Source organism: Methylotuvimicrobium sp., assembly GCF_050611805.1.
Classification (GTDB): Bacteria; Pseudomonadota; Gammaproteobacteria; order Methylococcales; family Methylomonadaceae; genus Methylotuvimicrobium.
This window is the reverse complement of the sequence record NZ_JBNGHF010000041.1, coordinates 1-18,544: the sequence shown is the minus strand read 5'-3', so window position 1 is coordinate 18,544 and position 18,544 is coordinate 1. Positions and strand designations below refer to the sequence as shown.

The window sequence follows — 18,544 nt, the reverse complement described above, 5'->3', positions numbered from 1 at the left end:
ATCAAAATATTACAGACTTTCTAGCTGTTTTCTCAAATTATTGATAGTTTCCTCGTCAACGATTTGCCGTGTAACATCGTATTGCACGCCGAGAAAATAAATCAGCTTGCCGCTCCTGTCGAATAATGGAATTATTTTAAATTTGTTATAGAATAAATCTCCATTTTTTTTATAATTTCGCAGCACTACCTCAACCGGTTTTTGTTCATTAATGGCCTCTTTAATCCTCTTTATTTCTTCTTGGTTTCGGTCATCACCCTGCAAGAATCGACAATTGCGTCCGATCACTTCTTCCTGCGAATAACCGGTAACCGCTACAAAAGCTTTATTGGCATAAACAATCGGCATGTCCTCAAGATCGGGGTCGGCTAGCGTAATGCCGTTAATACATTCATCCAGAATCAGCGATAGAATTTGCGGAATCAATCCCGGATCTTTTTCAGCGATAAAAGCCATAGTTATACTCCTCGATAAATTTTATAATTGGAATATTAAGTGTGGGATGACGCCATTTTTCAATGACCGTCATCAAACCGGTTCCGATCCACCGTAATGCCCACACAGCAGTGTTAGGATGTTTTCCAGCGAATTTTGCAAGCCTTCCTCAATGGCAACGCGAATCAACTTTTCAAACGGCCTCATGAAGAAATCGACATGCAACAACTCAAAGCTAATTTCTAATCGGGTGAAATCACTTTCTTCATTTTCCTTGAATGTATAAACTTCACGAAACTCTTGGTTTACCGATTCCAGCGCAAATTTTTGCAAAGGCACAAATTCGGTGATCTCGAAGGTCGACTCTACTTTTTGCCCTTGCTCTATCCTAACTTGCTTGGCTCTCGAACCGACTCCGATGGGCTGTTCCTGCAGCACCTCAAATTCGATAACTTCCAAGGCCCATTTTGGATAATTATCAAAAAAATGAAAGCCGACATAATCGAACACGTCAGCAACGGTTTTTTCGAGACCTATATCAGCTTTGCCGATCAACGGCTTTGATAAGTCAAACGCAAACATGCGGCCTCCTTGTCGATCGTGGTAAGTTGAAGCTTTTTTTATCCGGCACCGAAATATCCATAGATATTTTCGGATAAATGTCGGCACACGTCATGTCAACCTCATTGCTCATTAGCTTCCCCATATCGCATAGCTGTTTGTTTTTTGAAAGAATCGATCACGTTTGAGTATTCAACGCTTAACAGTTCCTCGCTTAGACTGCTGACTAAGGTAATCGGAGCGCCTTAAGTCAAAAGAATTATTCAATCTTTCGATCTCATGTTGCGCATGTATTTGTTCGGTAATGTCGTATTGAACACCCAGAAAATAAATCAACCGACCTTCGTTATCGAATAAGGGGGTAACAGAAAGACGATTGTAAAAAAGATCGCCGTTTTTTTTATAGTTTTTTAGCGTGACCTCAACCGCTCGTCGATTCCTGATCGCCTCACGCAAGATTTCAATCTCCGGTTGATCATGATCTTTTCCTTGCAAGAACCGGCAGTTTTTTCCAATAATGTCATCACAACTGTAACCGGTGATTTTTTCGAAAACTTCGTTCGCGAAGACGATCGGGTTATCTTCCAAATCGGGATCGGACAAGGTAATACCATTAACACACCCGTCCAAAATTTGAGTAAGAATGTGAGGAATGACTCCCGGATCTTTTTCTATTTGAAATTTCATGTTCGATATCCGCCATCTGACTCAAAAAATATCCGGATTGTCTAGCAATAGCCATTAAGTTAAACTCATTATTCCGCCGTAGACTGGCGGAATCCGGCGCCATTGTGGAGTAGCCGCATACCTCCATGCCGTTAAATCCCGAATCCCTATTCAGACCAAACAATAATGACTTGCTTTAGCATTGGTGGGGTTACCATGGTACGCATAGCGTACCCTACCCCCCCTAAGACTCTATTAACGTTTTGAGATTTCGAACCGTTCGTACCGCACCCTCTCTCACAGCAATACGAATCAGCTTTTCAAACGGTAACATGAAAAGCTCGAGCCTCAATAACTCGAAAGTAAATGTGACTTCAGTCTGCTCCGGCGTCCGCCCGGGCTTTAAATCATAAAAACAACGATAGGGATTCGAAACACCTTCAAAAGTCAATTTAGTAAGCGGATCAAAGCAAGTTACCTTAAAAGTCGACTCGCTTCTTTGACCTTGATCGATTCGCACTTGCCTGGCAAGACTATTCAAACGTAATGGCGGATCACTCAGTAATTCGCATTCGACGACCTCAGGCGACCACCGAGGATAATTTTTAAAAAAATCGACCCCGATAAAATTAAACACATCATCCACCGGTTTATTGATGATTGTGCTAGCCGTACCCGAAGCGGAATGATCCGAAGTAAATCCAAACATTTACAGGCTCACCATTTGGTTAACAATAGAAGCGAAAGTCCTTGTGATTGGCTCATTTATTCCATTCATTTCGATTATAACGAATTGTCAAATAGAATATCAGCACAATTTGTATTGGCAATCATCCGCCTTGAAATATTGAAGATGTGGTTGGAAATAGCTTCCGGAAATATACTGAGCATACGCGCCACATGCATAATTACGCAAACCATGTGTAACTCCGCGTAATTGCCTAGTAAACCCAGTCGTTGTGTGCCAATGGCATACGATTCAACAAGTCCCGACGCTCACGCCAGTCAGGAAGAAGCTTTTCCATATGGGCCTTAAACCGTTCATTATGTGTACGTTCAAGCAGATGCACCAACTCATGCACTAGGATATATTCCAAACACTCGGGCGGATTCTTCGCCAACTCCAAGTTCAGCCAAATACGCTTTGCTTGCTTGTTACAGCTGCCCCACTTGGTTTTCATCCTCTTAACGCCCCAATCGGCAGCGGCTACGCCTATTTTGCTTTGCCAAACAGTCAATAAGTCGGCGATTCGTTTCTTTAACGCATCTCGGTAAAACGAGTTCAGTACCAAAGCCCTGTTTTCAGCCGTCGCAGACGTACTGACATACAGGTGTAACCAACCACGTCCCAACTTGATTTCATGTTTACCGGAGCGCTCTACGATATTGAGCCGATAGCGTTTTCCCCATAAGTAGTGACATTCGCCACTCACCATTTCCCTGTCAGACTGGCGGGGTTGTTTGGCAAAGTCACTTTGCTGCTTTTTGATCCAGGGAATGCGACTGATCACCGCCATACGAATAGCCGTATCCGTCATGGATTCTGGCGCCGACACTCGCACGCGGCCATCAGGCGGCAATACGCTGATATGCAGATTTTTAATTGCCTTGCGATTCAACTGCATCGCAATCGAACCGATTTCAATCATTGCCATCACTGATACTCTTTCTGCGCCTTGGCCAGTTCCATTACGCCTTGAATATCCACGTTATAACCAGCCGTCTCTTCTCTGATAGCATTGGCAATTTCACGCTCTTTAAAACGATCACCCGCCCAATCAGCCTTTTTGGTGTAACGAATCGCAGTATCAATTTTCGTTGCCAATACTTCATCATTGCCAAAGTTATCGTAGAAAGCTCGCTTGGCATTAGTGTCTATGGAAGGCGGATAATTCGAAGTCGTTTGATCTGGGCGAATGACCTTGCGAGACAGCTCGCGAATTCGCTCCAGATATTCCTGATATTCAATGGCCTTTTGTCTGCGTAATTCAATCAATTCATCTAATAAAACAGACATCTGTTCGTAATATTTCGGATTAACAGGATTTTCATCCACGATGGTTTTACGCACATTATTTTCGATGGTTTCTGCCATGGCTTCTTGATTCTTGCGAATATTCTCCGGCAAAACATCCACAGCATCGGCGCCTTTTTCGACGATCAACTCAATCAAACCGAGCTCTTCAAAATCCATCAGCACTTCGCTATCGTCAGCCCGAATATACATATCTAATAGGTGGCGCATCGCAGGCTCAAAGCGCTTCATCTCCACTAAATCACCACTGGCCAGTTTTACCTCGTCGCGAACCTTTTCAAAGTGGGCGACTTCCGACTGGATTGCCTCAACGTCTTGTGCAGAATATCCGGCATCGGGCATTTCGTTGGCGATATTGGCAAAGGCTCGCAGCAGCTTGGCCACGTTCTGGTACAGAGTTAAACGAAGCGCCTCCTTTTCAGTCAATTCCTCCTGATTCGATCCTGACTCGCCACAAAAATAGTGTATGTAATCCTCGGTATTCCGCGGGGCTTTTACCGGCTCACATAAAGCGCGTACCATTTCCAGCGCATTATCCAAATCGAGCCTAGCTTGCTCTAAACGATCTTTTAATAGCCCGGCGACATCTTCCTTGTCGTAGCCGTCAAATGCGCCCTCCGTATAATCCAATACCGCTTTATCCAATGAGCGGAACAGGTCTTTGTAATCGATGATATAACCGTATTCTTTGTCATCACCATCCAAACGGTTTACCCGACAGATCGCCTGAAACAGGTTGTGATCGGCCATTTGCTTGTCGATATACAAATACGTTGCCGAAGGCGCATCAAAGCCGGTTAAGAGCTTATCGACCACAATCAGCAAGCGCATTTGCCCTGGCTCATTCACGAAGCGTTTTATGACTTCCTTTTCGAACTCCTCCACGCGAATGGCTGCTTGCTCTTCAGGTTGCTCGAAATAATCCGCCAACATCTTGCGGTAGGTGTCGTATTTGAACAGCTTTTCCGTTAAGCCTTCACCGGTTTCTTCACCCTTAATGCCGGCAGCGGTAGGTTGGAAACTGGTAACAATGGCAATCTTGCCTGCCAAATCGGTTTGGCTGAACATCTCATAGGCCTTACAAACTTGATACACACTGGAGCACACCAACATGGCATTGCCGCGCCCGTCCATCAGGCGCGGCTTGGTATCCATGTCCAGTAGGATGTCATTCACAATCTGCTGCAAGCGCGATTTGCTGGACAGCACCTTTTGCATGGTGCCCCATTTCTGCTTGAGCTGTGTTTTGGCTAATCGAGACAGGCCACGGGTTTTCGCCTCAAACCATTCATCCACTTTCTTCTGGGATGTGATGTTTTGGTCTATGTCTCGCGCTTCGTAGCGCAAATCCAGTACCACGCCATCGGCCACGGCTTCGTCGAATTTGTAGGTATGAATGTAAGGCCCAAACACCTCTACGGATTTTTTCTTGTCCTTTTTCATCAGCGGCGTACCGGTAAAGCCAACAAACATGGCCTGCGGCAGAATCGATTTCATCGCTTCGTGTAACTTGCCCGATTGAGTACGGTGACACTCATCGACAAACACAAACAGGTCGCCTCGGGAGCAAAAATCCGATGGCAGAGACTTCTTTAACTCTGCAATAAACTCATCGGTCGCTGCATCGTTCTCCGAGTCAGACTGCCGCCCAAATTTGTGCACCAAAGAACACACCAACCAAGGGTTTGGTTGATTGAGTGTCGCCACCAAGTCGGCACCGCTTTTGGTGCGATAAATATCTTCTTCAACGCCGGTGAAAACTTTTTCAATCTGCTCGTCGAGCTCAGTACGGTCGGTCACGATCAGTACACGGGCATCTTTGACATTTTCCCGAATCCACTTAGCCAACCACACCATGGTGAGGCTTTTTCCTGAGCCTTGGGTATGCCAAATAATGCCGCCCTCATGCCTTGCAATATGACGTTTTGCGGCTTCAATACCAAAGAACTGATTGTGGCGGCAGGTCTTTTTAATACCGGCATCGAAGACAATAAAATCGTGGATGATTTGCAGAAAGCGCACTTTGTTACACACGCGACTCAGGTGAAAATCGAGTTTATGGCTATAAGTGTTTTCGAGCTCTTCCTTCCACTCAAGGTAATGCTTTTCAGGTGTTTCAATCGTGCCGTAACGCAGGCCTTGAGTGTCGTTACCCGCCATCACCAATTGCATGGTGGTGAAGAAGTTACGGACAAAATCTTTCTTTTGGTTATCGAGATTCTGGCGAATACCTTCTGAAACAAACACAGAAGAGCGTTTCAATTCAATCACGCCCAGTGCGATACCGTTGACATATAGCACGATGTCGGGGCGCTTTTTGTTTTCGCCTTTTATTGAAACTTCTTCGGCAATCGCAAAATCGTTCGCTTCCGGGTTCTTCCAGTCAATCAGCCACACGGTTTCGTTTAGATGGCCTGCGCCTTCCTTGTCTTTCACACCGTAACGCAGCAAACGATAGACCTCTTTATTGGCGTAATAGAGTTTTTTACCTTCGCCCAGTGCAGCCGCCGTATCCAACTGGCGAATGGCGCGATTAATGAGCGCCTCACTCACACCTCGTTTTTGCAGCCAATCGGTAAGAATGCCCACATCGATATTTTTATTATTGTTTCGATCGTGCCAGTCACTCAAATAGCGATAGCCCAGGTCATTTTGAAAGAACTGGACGATGCGGTTTTGGGTGATACGTTCTCGCTGGCCGACGTTGCTCATATCTTTGTCCTTGGCATTTCAATATTGCCTATTTCTCTTCTTGTAAAGATTCTGGAATAAACCCTTGGTTTGCTAGCGCCTTCACCACACCGCGAATTAAGTAGTTATTACTAAATCCAAAGGTATATTGACGAGCACCTTCGCTAATAGGTTGCAACATTTTACGTTCTACCAATTTTTTAATTTGGTAGGTGCGTTGCGTAGCTGTTAATTCGGGCATGGCTTTCGACAAATCAGCGGCTTTGGCAACGCCCAGTTTTGCCGCTATTTGCAAAATAGATTCTTCTTGTTCGGTAATTAATTCACGAGATTTAGCATAGCTTAACGCGGGATTTAAAATTTTCGTTTGAAGATACGTAAAGTTGGTCAACTGATCCACTTTTTTAAGTTCGGCCAAAATACCTGTAAGTACATATCTGCACCAAGTTTCCTGGTCATCAGAAGAACCCGTATCTGCTTCGGCTAACATGGCATAGTATTTATCACGATCGTTACAAAATACTGCAGTGGGGTTGAGAACGCGCCCGCCTGTACTGACGTTAAAACCATATTTCATTAGTAACGCATAGGTGAGTAGACGGACGACACGCCCATTACCGTTCCCAAAGGGATGAATCCAACCAAAGCGATGGTGCGCTAAGGCTACTTTGATCAGATCATACTTGGGCGCATCGGCCTGGTTAATAAATGCAACTAACTCCTGCATATAGCCAGGCACTTGTACTGCGTCGGGGGGAACATGTTCTGACTGAGCAATGCGAACTGCCCCCGACCGATAAGCCCCAGGCGTTTTATCACCTTCACGATCTAAGTTATTCACCGTCATATCATGAAGTTCGCGGATAAAATGTTCAGTGATTGGCATGCAGGGCTTTATTGACGATTCAATATAGTCCATAGCCTTTTCAATATTTACCATTTCGCGCAAATGATCTGAAGGATCTGCACCCTCTAACTTACTTTCAACGTAATCCGCTAGAGTAGTATGATTGCCTTCAATACGCGCCGAACCCAAGCTTTCCAGCATGTGGAAAATCGCTTTAAGCTGGAAAAACATGGGAGCTGGTGTACTGCCACTTAGTTGCAAGCGCCGCAAATGTTCAAGTTCAGTCAGAACATCGACCAAAGGAGAGTCAAAGGACGGGTTTAGCAAACATAAATCGTGGTGATTAAATTGAGGCATAACTCGAACTATCTATAATGGCGTTGATTGATTATCTTGAATTTACGCTATAAAAAACTATAATGTCAATAAGTTATGTGTACAGTGATAAGTCCATTATCTATAATTGCTGCAAAAATTAAGTTAAATAAGCTAGACCGTGCAAGTAAAAAAACAGATATGGCTTTCAAACTTTACTATTCGTCAAATGCAGTGCGAATTTGGGCTATTGCTTTCCATCGTGATGCCCTAGTTGACTTGTATGATGCTTCATCACCAAGTTTCTCGCCCTTTTCACGTTTTGTGATTTTGTATTTGGTCCACATCCGCTCCTGGTACTGCTGCATTGTCGGAAACTCATCTCTATTTAGAGATGCTAAGTCCACCGACTCCCGATTGGCGCCACTAGGATGGGGGAGATAGGAAATTTTCTTTCCTCTTGCGCAGAGATAATCATGGACGGACATGTGAGATATCTGAACTTTTTGGCATAGCGCTTTCTGGGCCTTGCGGCCTAGCACCAAAAGTGGCCACTAATAAGAATTTAGCTAGCTTGTTGATCATGTGCAGTTTCCTTTACATTCATTAATCGCGTCTTCCCCGTCAGCAGTTCTTGCATCATGCCCTGTTTGATTTGGCGGGTTTTGCCTAGGCGTTGTTCCAGTGCCAGAAGCTCTTCGTCCATATCGGAGAGGATAGTGGCGATGGCGGTTTGTTCTTCAATAACGGGGAATGGGAATGCCAGCTTCCTAATAATCGTTAAATTCAATCCACCACGACCGCCATCCCCCGTAGAAAGACCTCGCAACTCTTCATAACGACTGTCAAGGTTGTAATACAGATACTCAGCCGAATGATTGCCAGATGGAAATATTGATGCAATTGACTGGTTCGTGCATAAAGAAATTTTTGCTATGGCTACCGTACCTCTTGTCTTTCCCTGACCTGCCAAACCAATTAAGACCGAATCTACTGGCACATATTTAGTACTGCTAGTTGCCAACCCTGCATCTGTTATCCGTTCAGCAACATCAAATACTCTTTTTAGGTGTAACTCACCTGAGCTCATCCAAGGATTATTACCACCCCAATAAGCAGATACTGAAGTGCTTGGCGTTCCGCCAGCTGTGCAGTCAGTAAATTCGCCTATTGACTTAACCTCCCAATCCTCCGGTATCTCCCCCAACTCACTTTGCTTATATCCTTTTTTCGAACCATCTTCGCGCATGGCGAACTGCGGCAGGCGGTTGCGGCCGGTGAGGAGTTGTTGCATGGTGGCGGTTTTGATGGCCTGTTTTTTGGCGATTAGTTTTTCTAGTTCTTGGATTAAGGCATCGACATCGGATAGGGCATTGGCGATGGCGGTTTGTTCTTGTTTTGGCGGCTGCAGAAATTTGAAATTTTTGACAAGCTCCGTATCTAATACACCTGCACTATTTCCAGCAGAACTAACGAGTTTTAGCAACTCACTTTCCATTGCCAATAGATAGATAGTTAAGTATCTAGTTCGACTTTGTCATGTTGTTTGTATTAAAAGTCAACCACTTACTCATTTTGGACAGTTTCGTTTTTCTTGCTGGCTGATCTGATAGCCGATAAGCGCCGACGGTGGCGCTCTTTCACTTGAGCGAGTAAAACAGCGAAATCGGTTTGCTTGTTCGGCAAGCTTTTGGCTAAGAGTATTTGTATGTCATAACAGCTCAATAGCGGATAGCTTTCCTCATGAGTCATGCGTTGCTGCAACATGAACAAGCCGGCTATCATGGCGAGCGCCATGTGTCGGTGCCAGGATTGCCATTTTCGGGCTTGATAGTGCGCCAGACCGATATGGCTTTTGTGATCCTGAAAAGCTCGTTCGATCCAATACCGCTGCGCCTGTTGATGCGCCAAGGTAGACACCGTCGTTTGTGCCGGCGCATTGCTCAAGCTGTATTTGATCTCGTTCGGCGAATCGAGCTCCCGACGGACCAATAAATGCCACTGATAAGCCGTATCGCTGCCGGCCTCCCAAAGCCAAACCCGTTGGTGGAGGACCTCAATCGTCAGCGATCCTCGACAGGCATCTCGTAGCGTCAGCCGTTGCCAAGCCGATTCCGGCTGTTGTGAGGCCCATGCTTGGACTTGAATGGCTTGCGCTTGGCTCTGGTAGCGAGTGGCGGATCTTCCTTTGCCTTGCTTGCGTTCCGGCAAATAGGGTTGGGGATCGTCCACATAGATCTGTTGATCTTTGTGAACATCGGCCATGAAGCGCTCGCCATCGGCATCCAGCGCACGAAGTAGATGGGGCGCGTTACCGTAGAGGCCATCGAAGCCGACCCAGTCGAAGCGGACGCCGAGCGACCGCGCATGACGTACAATCTCAAGCGCCAATTCCGGCTTGGTGCGATAGCTTCGACAGTCGCGCGGTACATCGGCTTTCTCGCACCGTTCTGCGTCATCGGTCCAGGCATGAGGCAAATACAAGCGGGCATCGATTAATGCGACGCGATCGCCTTTACCTAAAGCGCCGAAAACACCGACTTGGCAATTATCGACCTTACCCAATCGACCGTTCCATTGGCGAGCCACGCCAACCGAATGCTTTCCGCTTTTGGCAAAGCCCGACTCATCGATAATGAGCGCGATGCCTTCGGCGCCCTCGAAGCATTGATCGACCGCCAGGGCCGCGCGATCCATGACCGGACGGGCGACCCAACTGGAATGCGTGAGAAAATTTTGCAGGGCCTGGTCGTCAGAGTCCGGAACCACCTCGGCCATCCGCTCCATGTTACGTTTGTCAGCTTGGAATAAGCCTTTGATGTAATGGCCGGCTTGCTTGAATACGTTATGATTCCCGGAACGAAATAAATTTTGAAACGTTCCGATAAACGAATCTAAGGACTGACAAAGCGAGAAGAGTGCTTTGTCATCTTGAATCCCGTTGAATGTTTCGTTAGTCGAGTGGTTTGTAAATCATCCTGTTGCCCTGTTTTCATCGCTCTGCGATAATGCATGTATTATACTATATTTATATAATATTCAGATACTTAAACATGACAAAGTCGAACTAGGAACAATATTTTTATTAGGGATTAATGCTTTTACGTCTTGATTAAAACATAGTGGAGCAACGACTAAACCAGCTCTAATTTCCGAATGAAGTGCGCTTCCCCTAACTAAGAGCAAAGTAGAGTCTAACGGAGCCATTTTACTTCCAGCGTCGACTCCCTCACTTGTCAAGAATTGATCAGATGTCTTAAGTTCCAGTGTTTTGAGAGTAAAACCACTAATCCAAGGAATATCTCCTTGCCAATAGTCATCGCGTTTACGATTCGGTGTTCCTCCAGATAACCAACTCGTGACTTGCCCAACCGATGTTACTTCCCAATCCTCTGGTATCACCCCAACTTCCGTTTGCTTATACCCAACCGGAACCTGCTTCACTTCGTTCGCAAATTGAGAATTGACAGTGGCTAATTGATAGTGGCTACTCGCTTCTTTCACAGCGCTGTTTGTCATTTTCCATTCTCCATTTTCAACTTTCCATTTAACATTGCACGAGCACTCCAACTCTGGCTGATCGCCTCTTGCAGATACCAATCCCTTGCGGCTGGATTGTCGATACGCATTAAGGCTCGGCAGTGTGTCCAGCTTAATTCACTACGCACTGCGTCGTGAATTGGAAACATCAGGTAGAACTGACGCATATTACGAAGATTCCCGACATCAAAGCCTTTGCCCAAACACGCTGTCAATTGCTGTGAAAACTGTTGTAACTGCTGTTTGCCATAGGCCGCACGGCTTTCACCCTGTTGCTCTTCCTCAACAATTAGGCGACCAATCTCCCAGTAGCTTTGCACCATCGCGCTGTTAACCGCTTGACGAACTTGGCTGCGGGCTTGCTCAATGTGCTGGGCAATTTGCGTGACTAATTGGCTAAGGGGTTGCGTTTGAGTCGTAAGGTTGTTTGATTGATTCACTGACCATGCTCCTGTTTGCGTTCCTGGTTGACTTCCACTTCTTCGATGGCGCGTTCAAGTTCGCGTTGCAGGCTGTCACGGTCAGGCAGGTAGAGCTGGTACTTTTGCACAAATAATTGGCTATCCATGGCGTAGGTGGCGTATTCAACCATGAGTTCGTCTTTTTGACGGCTTAAAATAATGCCGATGGGTGGATTATCGCCTTCAACATTTTCTTCGTTAGCGAAATAGCCAAGATACATATTCATTTGACCAATATCTTGGTGTTGCACCTCGCCCAATTTTAAGTCAATCAGTACAAAACAGCGCAAGATGCGATGGTAAAACACTAAGTCGACTTTATAGTGGCTGTTGTTTAAGGTAATGCAATATTGGCGTCCGACAAAGGTAAAGCCTTTACCGAGTTCGAGTAAAAACGGTTGTAAGTGGTTGCACAGCGCGGTTTCGAGTTGAGTTTCAGAAATCTGATGCGCTTCGGGGATTTTTAGAAATTCAAAAATATAGGGTTCGCGCAGTAAATCGCTCGGCTGGTTGAGCGCTTGCCCTTGTTGGGCTAAGGCAAGCAGGCCAGCTTTGTCTTTACTCGCCGCCAGTCGCAAAAAGAGTTGCGCATTTTTTTGGCGTTTTAATTCGGGAACAGACCATTTTTCAGCGATGGCTTGTTGTTGGTAAAAACTGCGCTCTTGCGGATCGTCTAGCTTTAAAAGTTCAACATAATGTGACCAGCTTAATTGGTGCGAAGGCTTCGCACTTATTGGATAAGCCAGATAAAACTGTCGCATTCTTATCAAGTTACTGCGGCTAAAGCCTTTGCCATGTCGTAAGGTTAAATCCTGCGCCAACTGCTTAAGCAAGCTTTGACCATACTCAGCGCGCGGTTTGCCTTTTTGTTCAAACTCGACAAGATGCCGACCGATATGCCAATAGGTTTCTATCAGCTGATAATTCACGGCTTGTAGCGCTTGCGCCTGGCCACTTAACCAGGTTTTAGAAACCTGCTGAATCAGCGTCTGATAAGCATTCGTTTGCAATGTCATACCGCCAGCCCCATAACTTTGAGATGTGCGCTGACCCTGTTACGTAGTACGGAGACGTGGCTTTCTATTTGTGGTAGGGGTTCGCTATAGCGCTCTTCCAATTCTTTCACTCGATTGGCCAGTTGCTGCGTCACTCGTTCGATTTCGGCAACAATGTTGCTTTCCAGCGTTGTCAGCCATTTATCTTCAACAATCAGGGCTTTGATCTCGTCGATGCTCAGTTTGGGATACTGCTTAAACACGGCAAAATCGAGGGCATCTTGCGCCTCTTTCAGGGCTTTTTTAGACTCAGCTTCGGCATCGAACAGTTTCTTGGCCTGTTTAAGCGAGGCCTTTTCTTCCGGGTCTGTCGCCAGCTTCAAACGTTCGGTAACCGTGGCTTTGGTGACTTTGTCTTTATCGTTCAGCGCTTCACTCAGCAGGCCATCTTCGCCGCCGTTTTCTTCCAAGTAGGTTTCCAGTTCTTGGCTGGCGCTATCGAGTGCGCCTTGCAGGGCATCCACTTGTTGCTGTTCGCTGGAGAAGAAACGGGCGATGATCAAGGCCGGTGGAATCAATTCGGCTTTGTATTTGGTTTTGTTAATCACCAAATCCGGCGTTTCTTTGAGTTTTTCGCCCTTTTTAACCACCAATTCGCGCAGCACCTTACCTGCGGGCCAGTCATCCTGCACCAGTACATAGACATCGTCTTGCATGGTATCCGCCCAGTAATCCATCAAAATCTGGTAAATGTCGTATTTGCTGAGCAGTGAGTTGCGGGAATAGCTTTCCAACAAGTCTTCACTAATGCGGTGAATGATCTGTTTTGGCTGTTCACCTGATTCTATGGCTTTTAAGTTGGCGCGCTCAGACCAATCGGTAAAGGGCACAAGGCTCGCTGCGGCAAAGCTTTTAAATTCCTGGTGATTGAGAATGGTGCTTTTCACCTCGCTGGCTTTAACCAGCGCTTGGCAATAACCTTCGCGCACGGGTTCGAACAGGCTGGCGCGAATACTGGGGAAGACTTGCCAGTAACGTTCCAAAGCATCGATATCGGCATTGGGAATACCGCCCTGCAAATGGGCACTTAAATCATGCAGGTCTTCCGGCTCGCTGGAATCAATGTAACGCGGAATATTCAGGTTGTAATCATTCGCGGCGATTTCGCTTATGGGCACCATGCGGGAATAGCGCGGCTGCTCCAGTTGTTTGGTGAACACATCGACGATTTTGTGAATGTCCTGGCTGCGTAGACGGTTTTTATTGCCATCTTTCATAAAGCCTTTACTGGCATCGACCATAAAGATACCGCTTCGGGCGTGAGCGTTTTCTTTATCAATCACAATAATGCAGGCAGGAATGCCGGTGCCGTAAAACAGATTGGCTGGCAAACCAATAATGCCTTTGATATAGCCTTGCTTGATAAGATTTTCACGAATGCGCGCTTCGGCATTGCCACGGAACAGCACCCCGTGCGGCAGAATCACCGCGCCTTTGCCGATGCTTTTCAGGCTTTTGATAATGTGCAGCAAAAACGTGTAGTCGCCGTTTTTTTCCGGCGGAATGCCCCAGGTAAAACGGTCGAATTCATCTTCTTGCGGGTTGATGCCGTTGGTCCAGTTTTTATTGGAGAACGGCGGGTTGGCGACAGCGAAGTCAAAGGTTTTAAGCCGGCCGTTGGCGTCTTTCCACTGCGGGTCGGAGAGGGTATTGCCTTTCCAGATTTTAGCGGTGGCGGTGTTGTGCAGAATCATGTTCATACGCGCCAAGGCACTGGTGGCATTGTCCATTTCCTGTCCGAAAATACTCAAACCACGAGGAGCTTCATCGCTGGCTTTTAACAATAGCGAGCCTGAGCCACAGGTGGGGTCGTAGACGGTTGCGTCTTGCGGCGTATCGCTATTGATACCAATGACTTTCGCGAGAATGCGCGAGACTTCCGACGGCGTATAAAACTGCCCTTTGGATTTGCCCGATTCGGTGGCGAAGTGGCGCATCAGGTATTCGTAGGCATCGCCAAGTAAGTCGTCACCATCAGCGCGGTTATCAGCCAGGTTTAAGCCTTCAAAAATACCGACCAATTTACCTAGTCGGTCAACCATTTCTTTGCCTTTGCCGAGCTTGTCTTCATCGTTAAAGTCGGCCACGTCGATGACGCCTTTGAGGTCGTTCTCTTCAGCAAGCGCACTGATAACCTTATTGATTTTATCGCCGATTTCTTTGTCACCTTTTAGCGCAACCATATCGTCGAAGCTGGCACCTTGCGGCACCACGATCATGCCGTAGGGGTCACCTTTGTACTTATCGGAGACATACTTCATAAACAGCAAGGTCAGCACATAGTCTTTGTACTGACTGGCATCCATACCGCCGCGCAGTTCGTCGCAGCTAGCCCAAAGGGAGGAGTAGAGTTCGGTTTTTTTAATGGCCATGGTTATTCTTTACTGTGCCGGGCGCAGGCGCGGTTATGATAACGCTGCCATTTACCAAACCCGCGATTTGTTGGAATGGCTCTCATGATGTTCCATGATGGATTTCGCTCCGCTCTACCCATCCTACGTTAAACGCCTATCAAAACTTACTGCTCTCCATACGACTCACAAATCCGCCAAATTCCCTTTGGTTTCGAGCCAATGCTTGCGATCCGGCGAGCGTTTTTTGGCTAATAATAAATCAAGTTGTTCAGTGGTATCGTCGTCTTCGGTTACCGTTAATTGCACGAGCCGGCGGGTATCGGGGTTCATCGTCGTTTCACGAAGCTGGCTCGGGTTCATTTCGCCCAAGCCTTTGAAACGCTGAACATTGATCTGGCCTTTCAACTTCTCTGCCTTAATTCGATCCAAAACGCCTTGGCGCTCGGATTCGTCGAGCGCATAAAAGACTTTTTTGCCGATATCGACCCGATACAACGGCGGCATTGCAACGAAAACATGACCGGCTTGCACCAGCGCCTTGAAATGCTGGTAAAACAATGCGCAAATCAATGTCGCAATATGATTACCGTCGGAGTCCGCGTCTGCCAAAATACATACCTTACCGTAGCGCAGGCTTCGCAAATCATCCGAACCCGGCTCTATACCCAAAGCCACCGCGATATCATGAACCTCCTGAGACGCCATGACTTGGCTCGAATCGACTTCCCAGGTATTTAGGATTTTTCCCCGTAGCGGCATGATTGCCTGAAACTCTCGATCTCTCGCCTGTTTGGCCGAACCGCCGGCCGAATCGCCCTCAACCAAAAACAACTCGGATCGGCCGATATCCTGACCGGAACAATCTGCAAGCTTACCGGGTAGCGCCGGTCCCGAGGTCAATTTCTTACGAACGATTTTCTTGGCGGATTTCAATCGCTTTTGCGCACTGGCAATAATAATTTCGGCAATTTTTTCACCTTCGGACGGATGCTGATTCAGCCAAAGACTGAAACCGTCTTTCGCAACACCCGAGACGAACGCGACACATTCGCGCGAACTCAAACGTTCTTTGGTTTGTCCCGAAAACTGAGGATCTTCCAATTTGACCGACAAAATAAAATGGCAGTGCTCCCAGACATCTTCCGGAGAAACCTTGATGCCTCGCGGCAATAGGTTTCTGAAATCGCAAAATTCGCGCATCGCTTCAGTCAAGCCGGCCCGCAAACCATTGACATGCGTGCCCCCTTGCGCGGTCGGCACCAAATTGACATAACTTTCGTTAATCGCTTCCGGCAAACTATCCGCCGTCCACACGATGCCCCATTCGACAGCTTCATGATCGGACGTCATTTTGCCCATGAACGGCGGTTCGGGATAAAACTCGGCATCCCCTACACGATCGAGTAAATATTCCTTTAAGCCGTCCTGGTAGCACCACTGCCATTGCTCATCGGTGAACTCGGATTGCAAAGTAATATTGAGACCCGGGCATAATACCGCTTTCGCTCTCAATACATGCCTGAGCTTACTGACTGAAATCTTACTCGAATCGAAATATTTTTCATTCGGCCAAAACTTGACCGCCGTACCGGTATTGTTGCGGCCTACCGAGCCCATTTCGGTCAGATCGCTTTGCTTTTCGCCGTCGGCAAAGGTCATGCTATAAACCTTACCGCCCCGCTTAACCTCAATCTCCAAATAGGCCGACAAGGCATTGACGACCGAAACACCGACACCGTGCAGACCGCCGGAAAACTGATAATTTTTATTCGAGAACTTCCCGCCGGCATGCAGTTGCGTCAAGATCACTTCGACACCGGGAATACCCTGCTCCGGATGAATGTCGACCGGCATCCCTCTCCCGTTGTCGCTAACCGATACCGAGCCGTCTTTAGATAACACGACAGTAATATTATCGGCATGTCCTGCTATCGCTTCGTCGACGCTGTTGTCGACTACCTCCTGCACCAGATGGTTCGGTCGGGTCGTATCGGTATACATACCCGGCCGTTTTCGGACCGGTTCCAAGCCGCTTAATACTTCTATCGCGGCTGCATTGTAATCATTACTCATACTTCCTAATCACTCATTATCCAATTTCATATATAATGGCCGGTTTGATTCCATCGCCCAATTTCTACCTACTATTTTATCTACATGCCGAAAAAAAAAACCACGAATTTATTCGAAGAGTCCCTAGCCGAGCTTGAGCAACTCGTCGAGCAAATGGAACAAGGTGAGCTATCTTTGGAAGACTCGTTAAAATCATTTGAACGCGGCGTCGCCCTGACTCGAACCTGCCAGAAAGCCTTGCAGGAAGCCGAACAGAAAGTTCAGATTTTACTGGAAAAAAACGGCACTCAAACTCTGGAGCCCTTCACCGATGAGTAACGCACTGAAAGACTATCTGACTTTTTGTCAAAACCGAGTTGAAAGAGCCTTGGAAGCCCGACTGCCAAGCGAAACCCAAATACCGACTAAATTACACGAAGCGATGCGCTATTGCGTGTTGGACGGCGGTAAACGCATGCGCCCGATGCTAACCTACTGTACAGGAAAAGCCTTGGGCATTGCACCGGAAGATTTAGACGGAGCGGCCTGTGCGGTTGAATTCATTCATGTTTATTCGTTGATACATGACGATTTGCCGGCCATGGACGACGACGACCTCAGACGCGGAAAGCCGACTTGCCATATCGCTTATGATGAAGCGACCGCCATTCTGACCGGCGATGCACTGCAAGCACTGGCATTCAAGGTCTTGGCGGACGATCCGACTATCCGAGCCGATGCCGAAAGCCGTCTAAGAATGATTACAATGCTGGCCAAGGCTAGCGGTTCTCAAGGCATGGTCGGCGGTCAAGCCATCGATTTAGAATCGGTCGGCACGATGCTGACCTTGCCTCAGCTTGAAAATATGCATATCCACAAGACCGGAGCCTTAATCCGAGCCAGCGTCAACATGGCAACATTAACGAAGCCCGATATCGACCCGAAACAAGCCGAAGGACTCGATCATTATGCAAAATGCATTGGCCTATCCTTCCAAGTCAAGGACGATATTTTGGACGAAGAAAGCGATACCGCAACACTCGGCAAAACCCAAGGCAAGGACAAGGATAACGACAAACCAACCTATCCTGCCTTACTCGGTTTGGCCGGCGCGAAACAAAAAGCCCAGGAACTTCATGAACAAGCCATCGAAAGCTTGAGCGGATTTGGGTCCGAGGCCGACTTGCTTCGCGACTTGTCGCTTTATATTATTCAGCGGGATCATTAATTCCCGACTTGAATACTAGGGTATTAATCTGCATAATCAGTCGGTAACCGCGTCCGTGCCGATCAATAAGGAATCGATTTATTCATGAAAATCACAGGAAATTTCCCCATACTAGACAGTATCAAGCTCCCCTCCGACCTTAGAAAACTGCCGAAGGACCAATTAAAACCGCTTGCCAAAGAGCTGCGCGAGTTTTTAACTCACACGGTCAGTATTTCCGGCGGACACTTCTCGGCCGGTCTGGGAACGGTCGAGCTGACCGTGGCGCTGCATTACGTGTTCGATACGCCGCGCGATCAATTGG

General features: G+C 47.1%; 17 protein-coding genes and 1 pseudogene. 3 read left to right on the top strand and 15 right to left on the bottom strand.

Features of this window, described 5'->3' with window-relative positions; all coding sequences use genetic code 11:
• Positions 1-9: 9 nt before the first annotated feature.
• The 15 genes and pseudogenes from ACRJJO_RS16840 to parE all read right to left on the bottom strand — a co-directional run bounded on the left by ACRJJO_RS16840 (position 10) and on the right by parE (position 17,033).
• A complete protein-coding gene (locus ACRJJO_RS16840) occupies positions 10-456 on the bottom strand; it encodes a PAS domain-containing protein (protein WP_431066808.1) in 447 nt (148 codons plus the stop codon).
• Positions 457-528: 72 nt separating this feature from the next.
• Positions 529-1,017, bottom strand: a complete 489-nt coding sequence (locus ACRJJO_RS16835) for a hypothetical protein (RefSeq protein ID WP_431066807.1) — start codon at positions 1,015-1,017, stop codon at positions 529-531.
• Between the two features lie 171 nt (positions 1,018-1,188).
• Positions 1,189-1,683 carry a PAS domain-containing protein gene (locus ACRJJO_RS16830; RefSeq protein WP_431066806.1) on the bottom strand — a complete coding sequence of 165 codons (495 nt, stop codon included), beginning with the start codon at positions 1,681-1,683 and terminating at the stop codon, positions 1,189-1,191.
• A gap of 223 nt (positions 1,684-1,906) precedes the next feature.
• Positions 1,907-2,371: an SRPBCC family protein gene (locus ACRJJO_RS16825; protein ID WP_431066805.1), complete on the bottom strand. Its 465-nt coding sequence runs from the start codon at positions 2,369-2,371 to the stop codon at positions 1,907-1,909.
• Positions 2,372-2,603: 232 nt separating this feature from the next.
• A complete protein-coding gene (locus ACRJJO_RS16820) occupies positions 2,604-3,317 on the bottom strand; it encodes a M48 family metallopeptidase (RefSeq protein ID WP_431066804.1) in 714 nt (237 codons plus the stop codon).
• Positions 3,317-6,409 carry a type I restriction endonuclease subunit R gene (locus ACRJJO_RS16815; RefSeq protein ID WP_431066803.1) on the bottom strand — a complete coding sequence of 1,031 codons (3,093 nt, stop codon included), beginning with the start codon at positions 6,407-6,409 and terminating at the stop codon, positions 3,317-3,319. The genes ACRJJO_RS16820 and ACRJJO_RS16815 overlap by 1 nt, the downstream gene beginning before the upstream one ends.
• Positions 6,410-6,437: 28 nt before the next feature.
• Positions 6,438-7,592 (bottom strand): Fic family protein, encoded by a 1,155-nt coding sequence (locus tag ACRJJO_RS16810; RefSeq protein WP_431066802.1) that lies wholly within the window; start codon positions 7,590-7,592, stop codon positions 6,438-6,440.
• Positions 7,593-8,115: 523 nt separating this feature from the next.
• Positions 8,116-8,799, bottom strand: a complete 684-nt coding sequence (locus ACRJJO_RS16805; protein ID WP_431066820.1) for a restriction endonuclease subunit S — start codon at positions 8,797-8,799, stop codon at positions 8,116-8,118.
• Between the two features lie 75 nt (positions 8,800-8,874).
• A pseudogene (locus ACRJJO_RS16800) lies at positions 8,875-9,066 on the bottom strand (restriction endonuclease subunit S); the annotation flags it as partial.
• A gap of 50 nt (positions 9,067-9,116) precedes the next feature.
• On the bottom strand, positions 9,117-10,436 hold the full coding sequence (locus ACRJJO_RS16795) for an IS701 family transposase (RefSeq protein WP_431066819.1): 1,320 nt from the start codon (positions 10,434-10,436) through the stop codon (positions 9,117-9,119).
• Positions 10,437-10,589: 153 nt separating this feature from the next.
• On the bottom strand, positions 10,590-11,069 hold the full coding sequence (locus tag ACRJJO_RS16790) for a hypothetical protein (RefSeq protein WP_431066801.1): 480 nt from the start codon (positions 11,067-11,069) through the stop codon (positions 10,590-10,592).
• A complete protein-coding gene (locus tag ACRJJO_RS16785) occupies positions 11,066-11,530 on the bottom strand; it encodes a DUF1016 N-terminal domain-containing protein (protein WP_431066800.1) in 465 nt (154 codons plus the stop codon). The genes ACRJJO_RS16790 and ACRJJO_RS16785 overlap by 4 nt, the downstream gene beginning before the upstream one ends.
• Positions 11,527-12,567, bottom strand: coding sequence for a PDDEXK nuclease domain-containing protein (locus ACRJJO_RS16780; RefSeq protein ID WP_431066799.1), 1,041 nt, complete (start codon positions 12,565-12,567; stop codon positions 11,527-11,529). The genes ACRJJO_RS16785 and ACRJJO_RS16780 overlap by 4 nt, the downstream gene beginning before the upstream one ends.
• A complete protein-coding gene (locus tag ACRJJO_RS16775; RefSeq protein ID WP_431066798.1) occupies positions 12,564-14,978 on the bottom strand; it encodes a type I restriction-modification system subunit M in 2,415 nt (804 codons plus the stop codon). Before ACRJJO_RS16775 ends, ACRJJO_RS16780 begins: the two co-directional genes overlap by 4 nt.
• 165 nt (positions 14,979-15,143) lie before the next feature.
• Positions 15,144-17,033, bottom strand: a complete 1,890-nt coding sequence (gene parE, locus ACRJJO_RS16770) for a DNA topoisomerase IV subunit B (RefSeq protein WP_431066797.1) — start codon at positions 17,031-17,033, stop codon at positions 15,144-15,146.
• A gap of 84 nt (positions 17,034-17,117) precedes the next feature.
• Here parE and ACRJJO_RS16765 point away from each other — a divergent pair, with 84 nt between their 5' ends.
• From ACRJJO_RS16765 to ACRJJO_RS16755, 3 genes are all read left to right on the top strand, one after another.
• On the top strand, positions 17,118-17,351 hold the full coding sequence (locus ACRJJO_RS16765; RefSeq protein WP_014149516.1) for an exodeoxyribonuclease VII small subunit: 234 nt from the start codon (positions 17,118-17,120) through the stop codon (positions 17,349-17,351).
• A complete protein-coding gene (gene ispA, locus ACRJJO_RS16760) occupies positions 17,344-18,240 on the top strand; it encodes a (2E,6E)-farnesyl diphosphate synthase (protein ID WP_431066796.1) in 897 nt (298 codons plus the stop codon). Before ACRJJO_RS16765 ends, ispA begins: the two co-directional genes overlap by 8 nt.
• A gap of 84 nt (positions 18,241-18,324) precedes the next feature.
• Positions 18,325-18,544: 1-deoxy-D-xylulose-5-phosphate synthase N-terminal domain-containing protein (locus ACRJJO_RS16755; RefSeq protein WP_431066795.1), on the top strand; the 220-nt coding region annotated here is incomplete at its 3' end.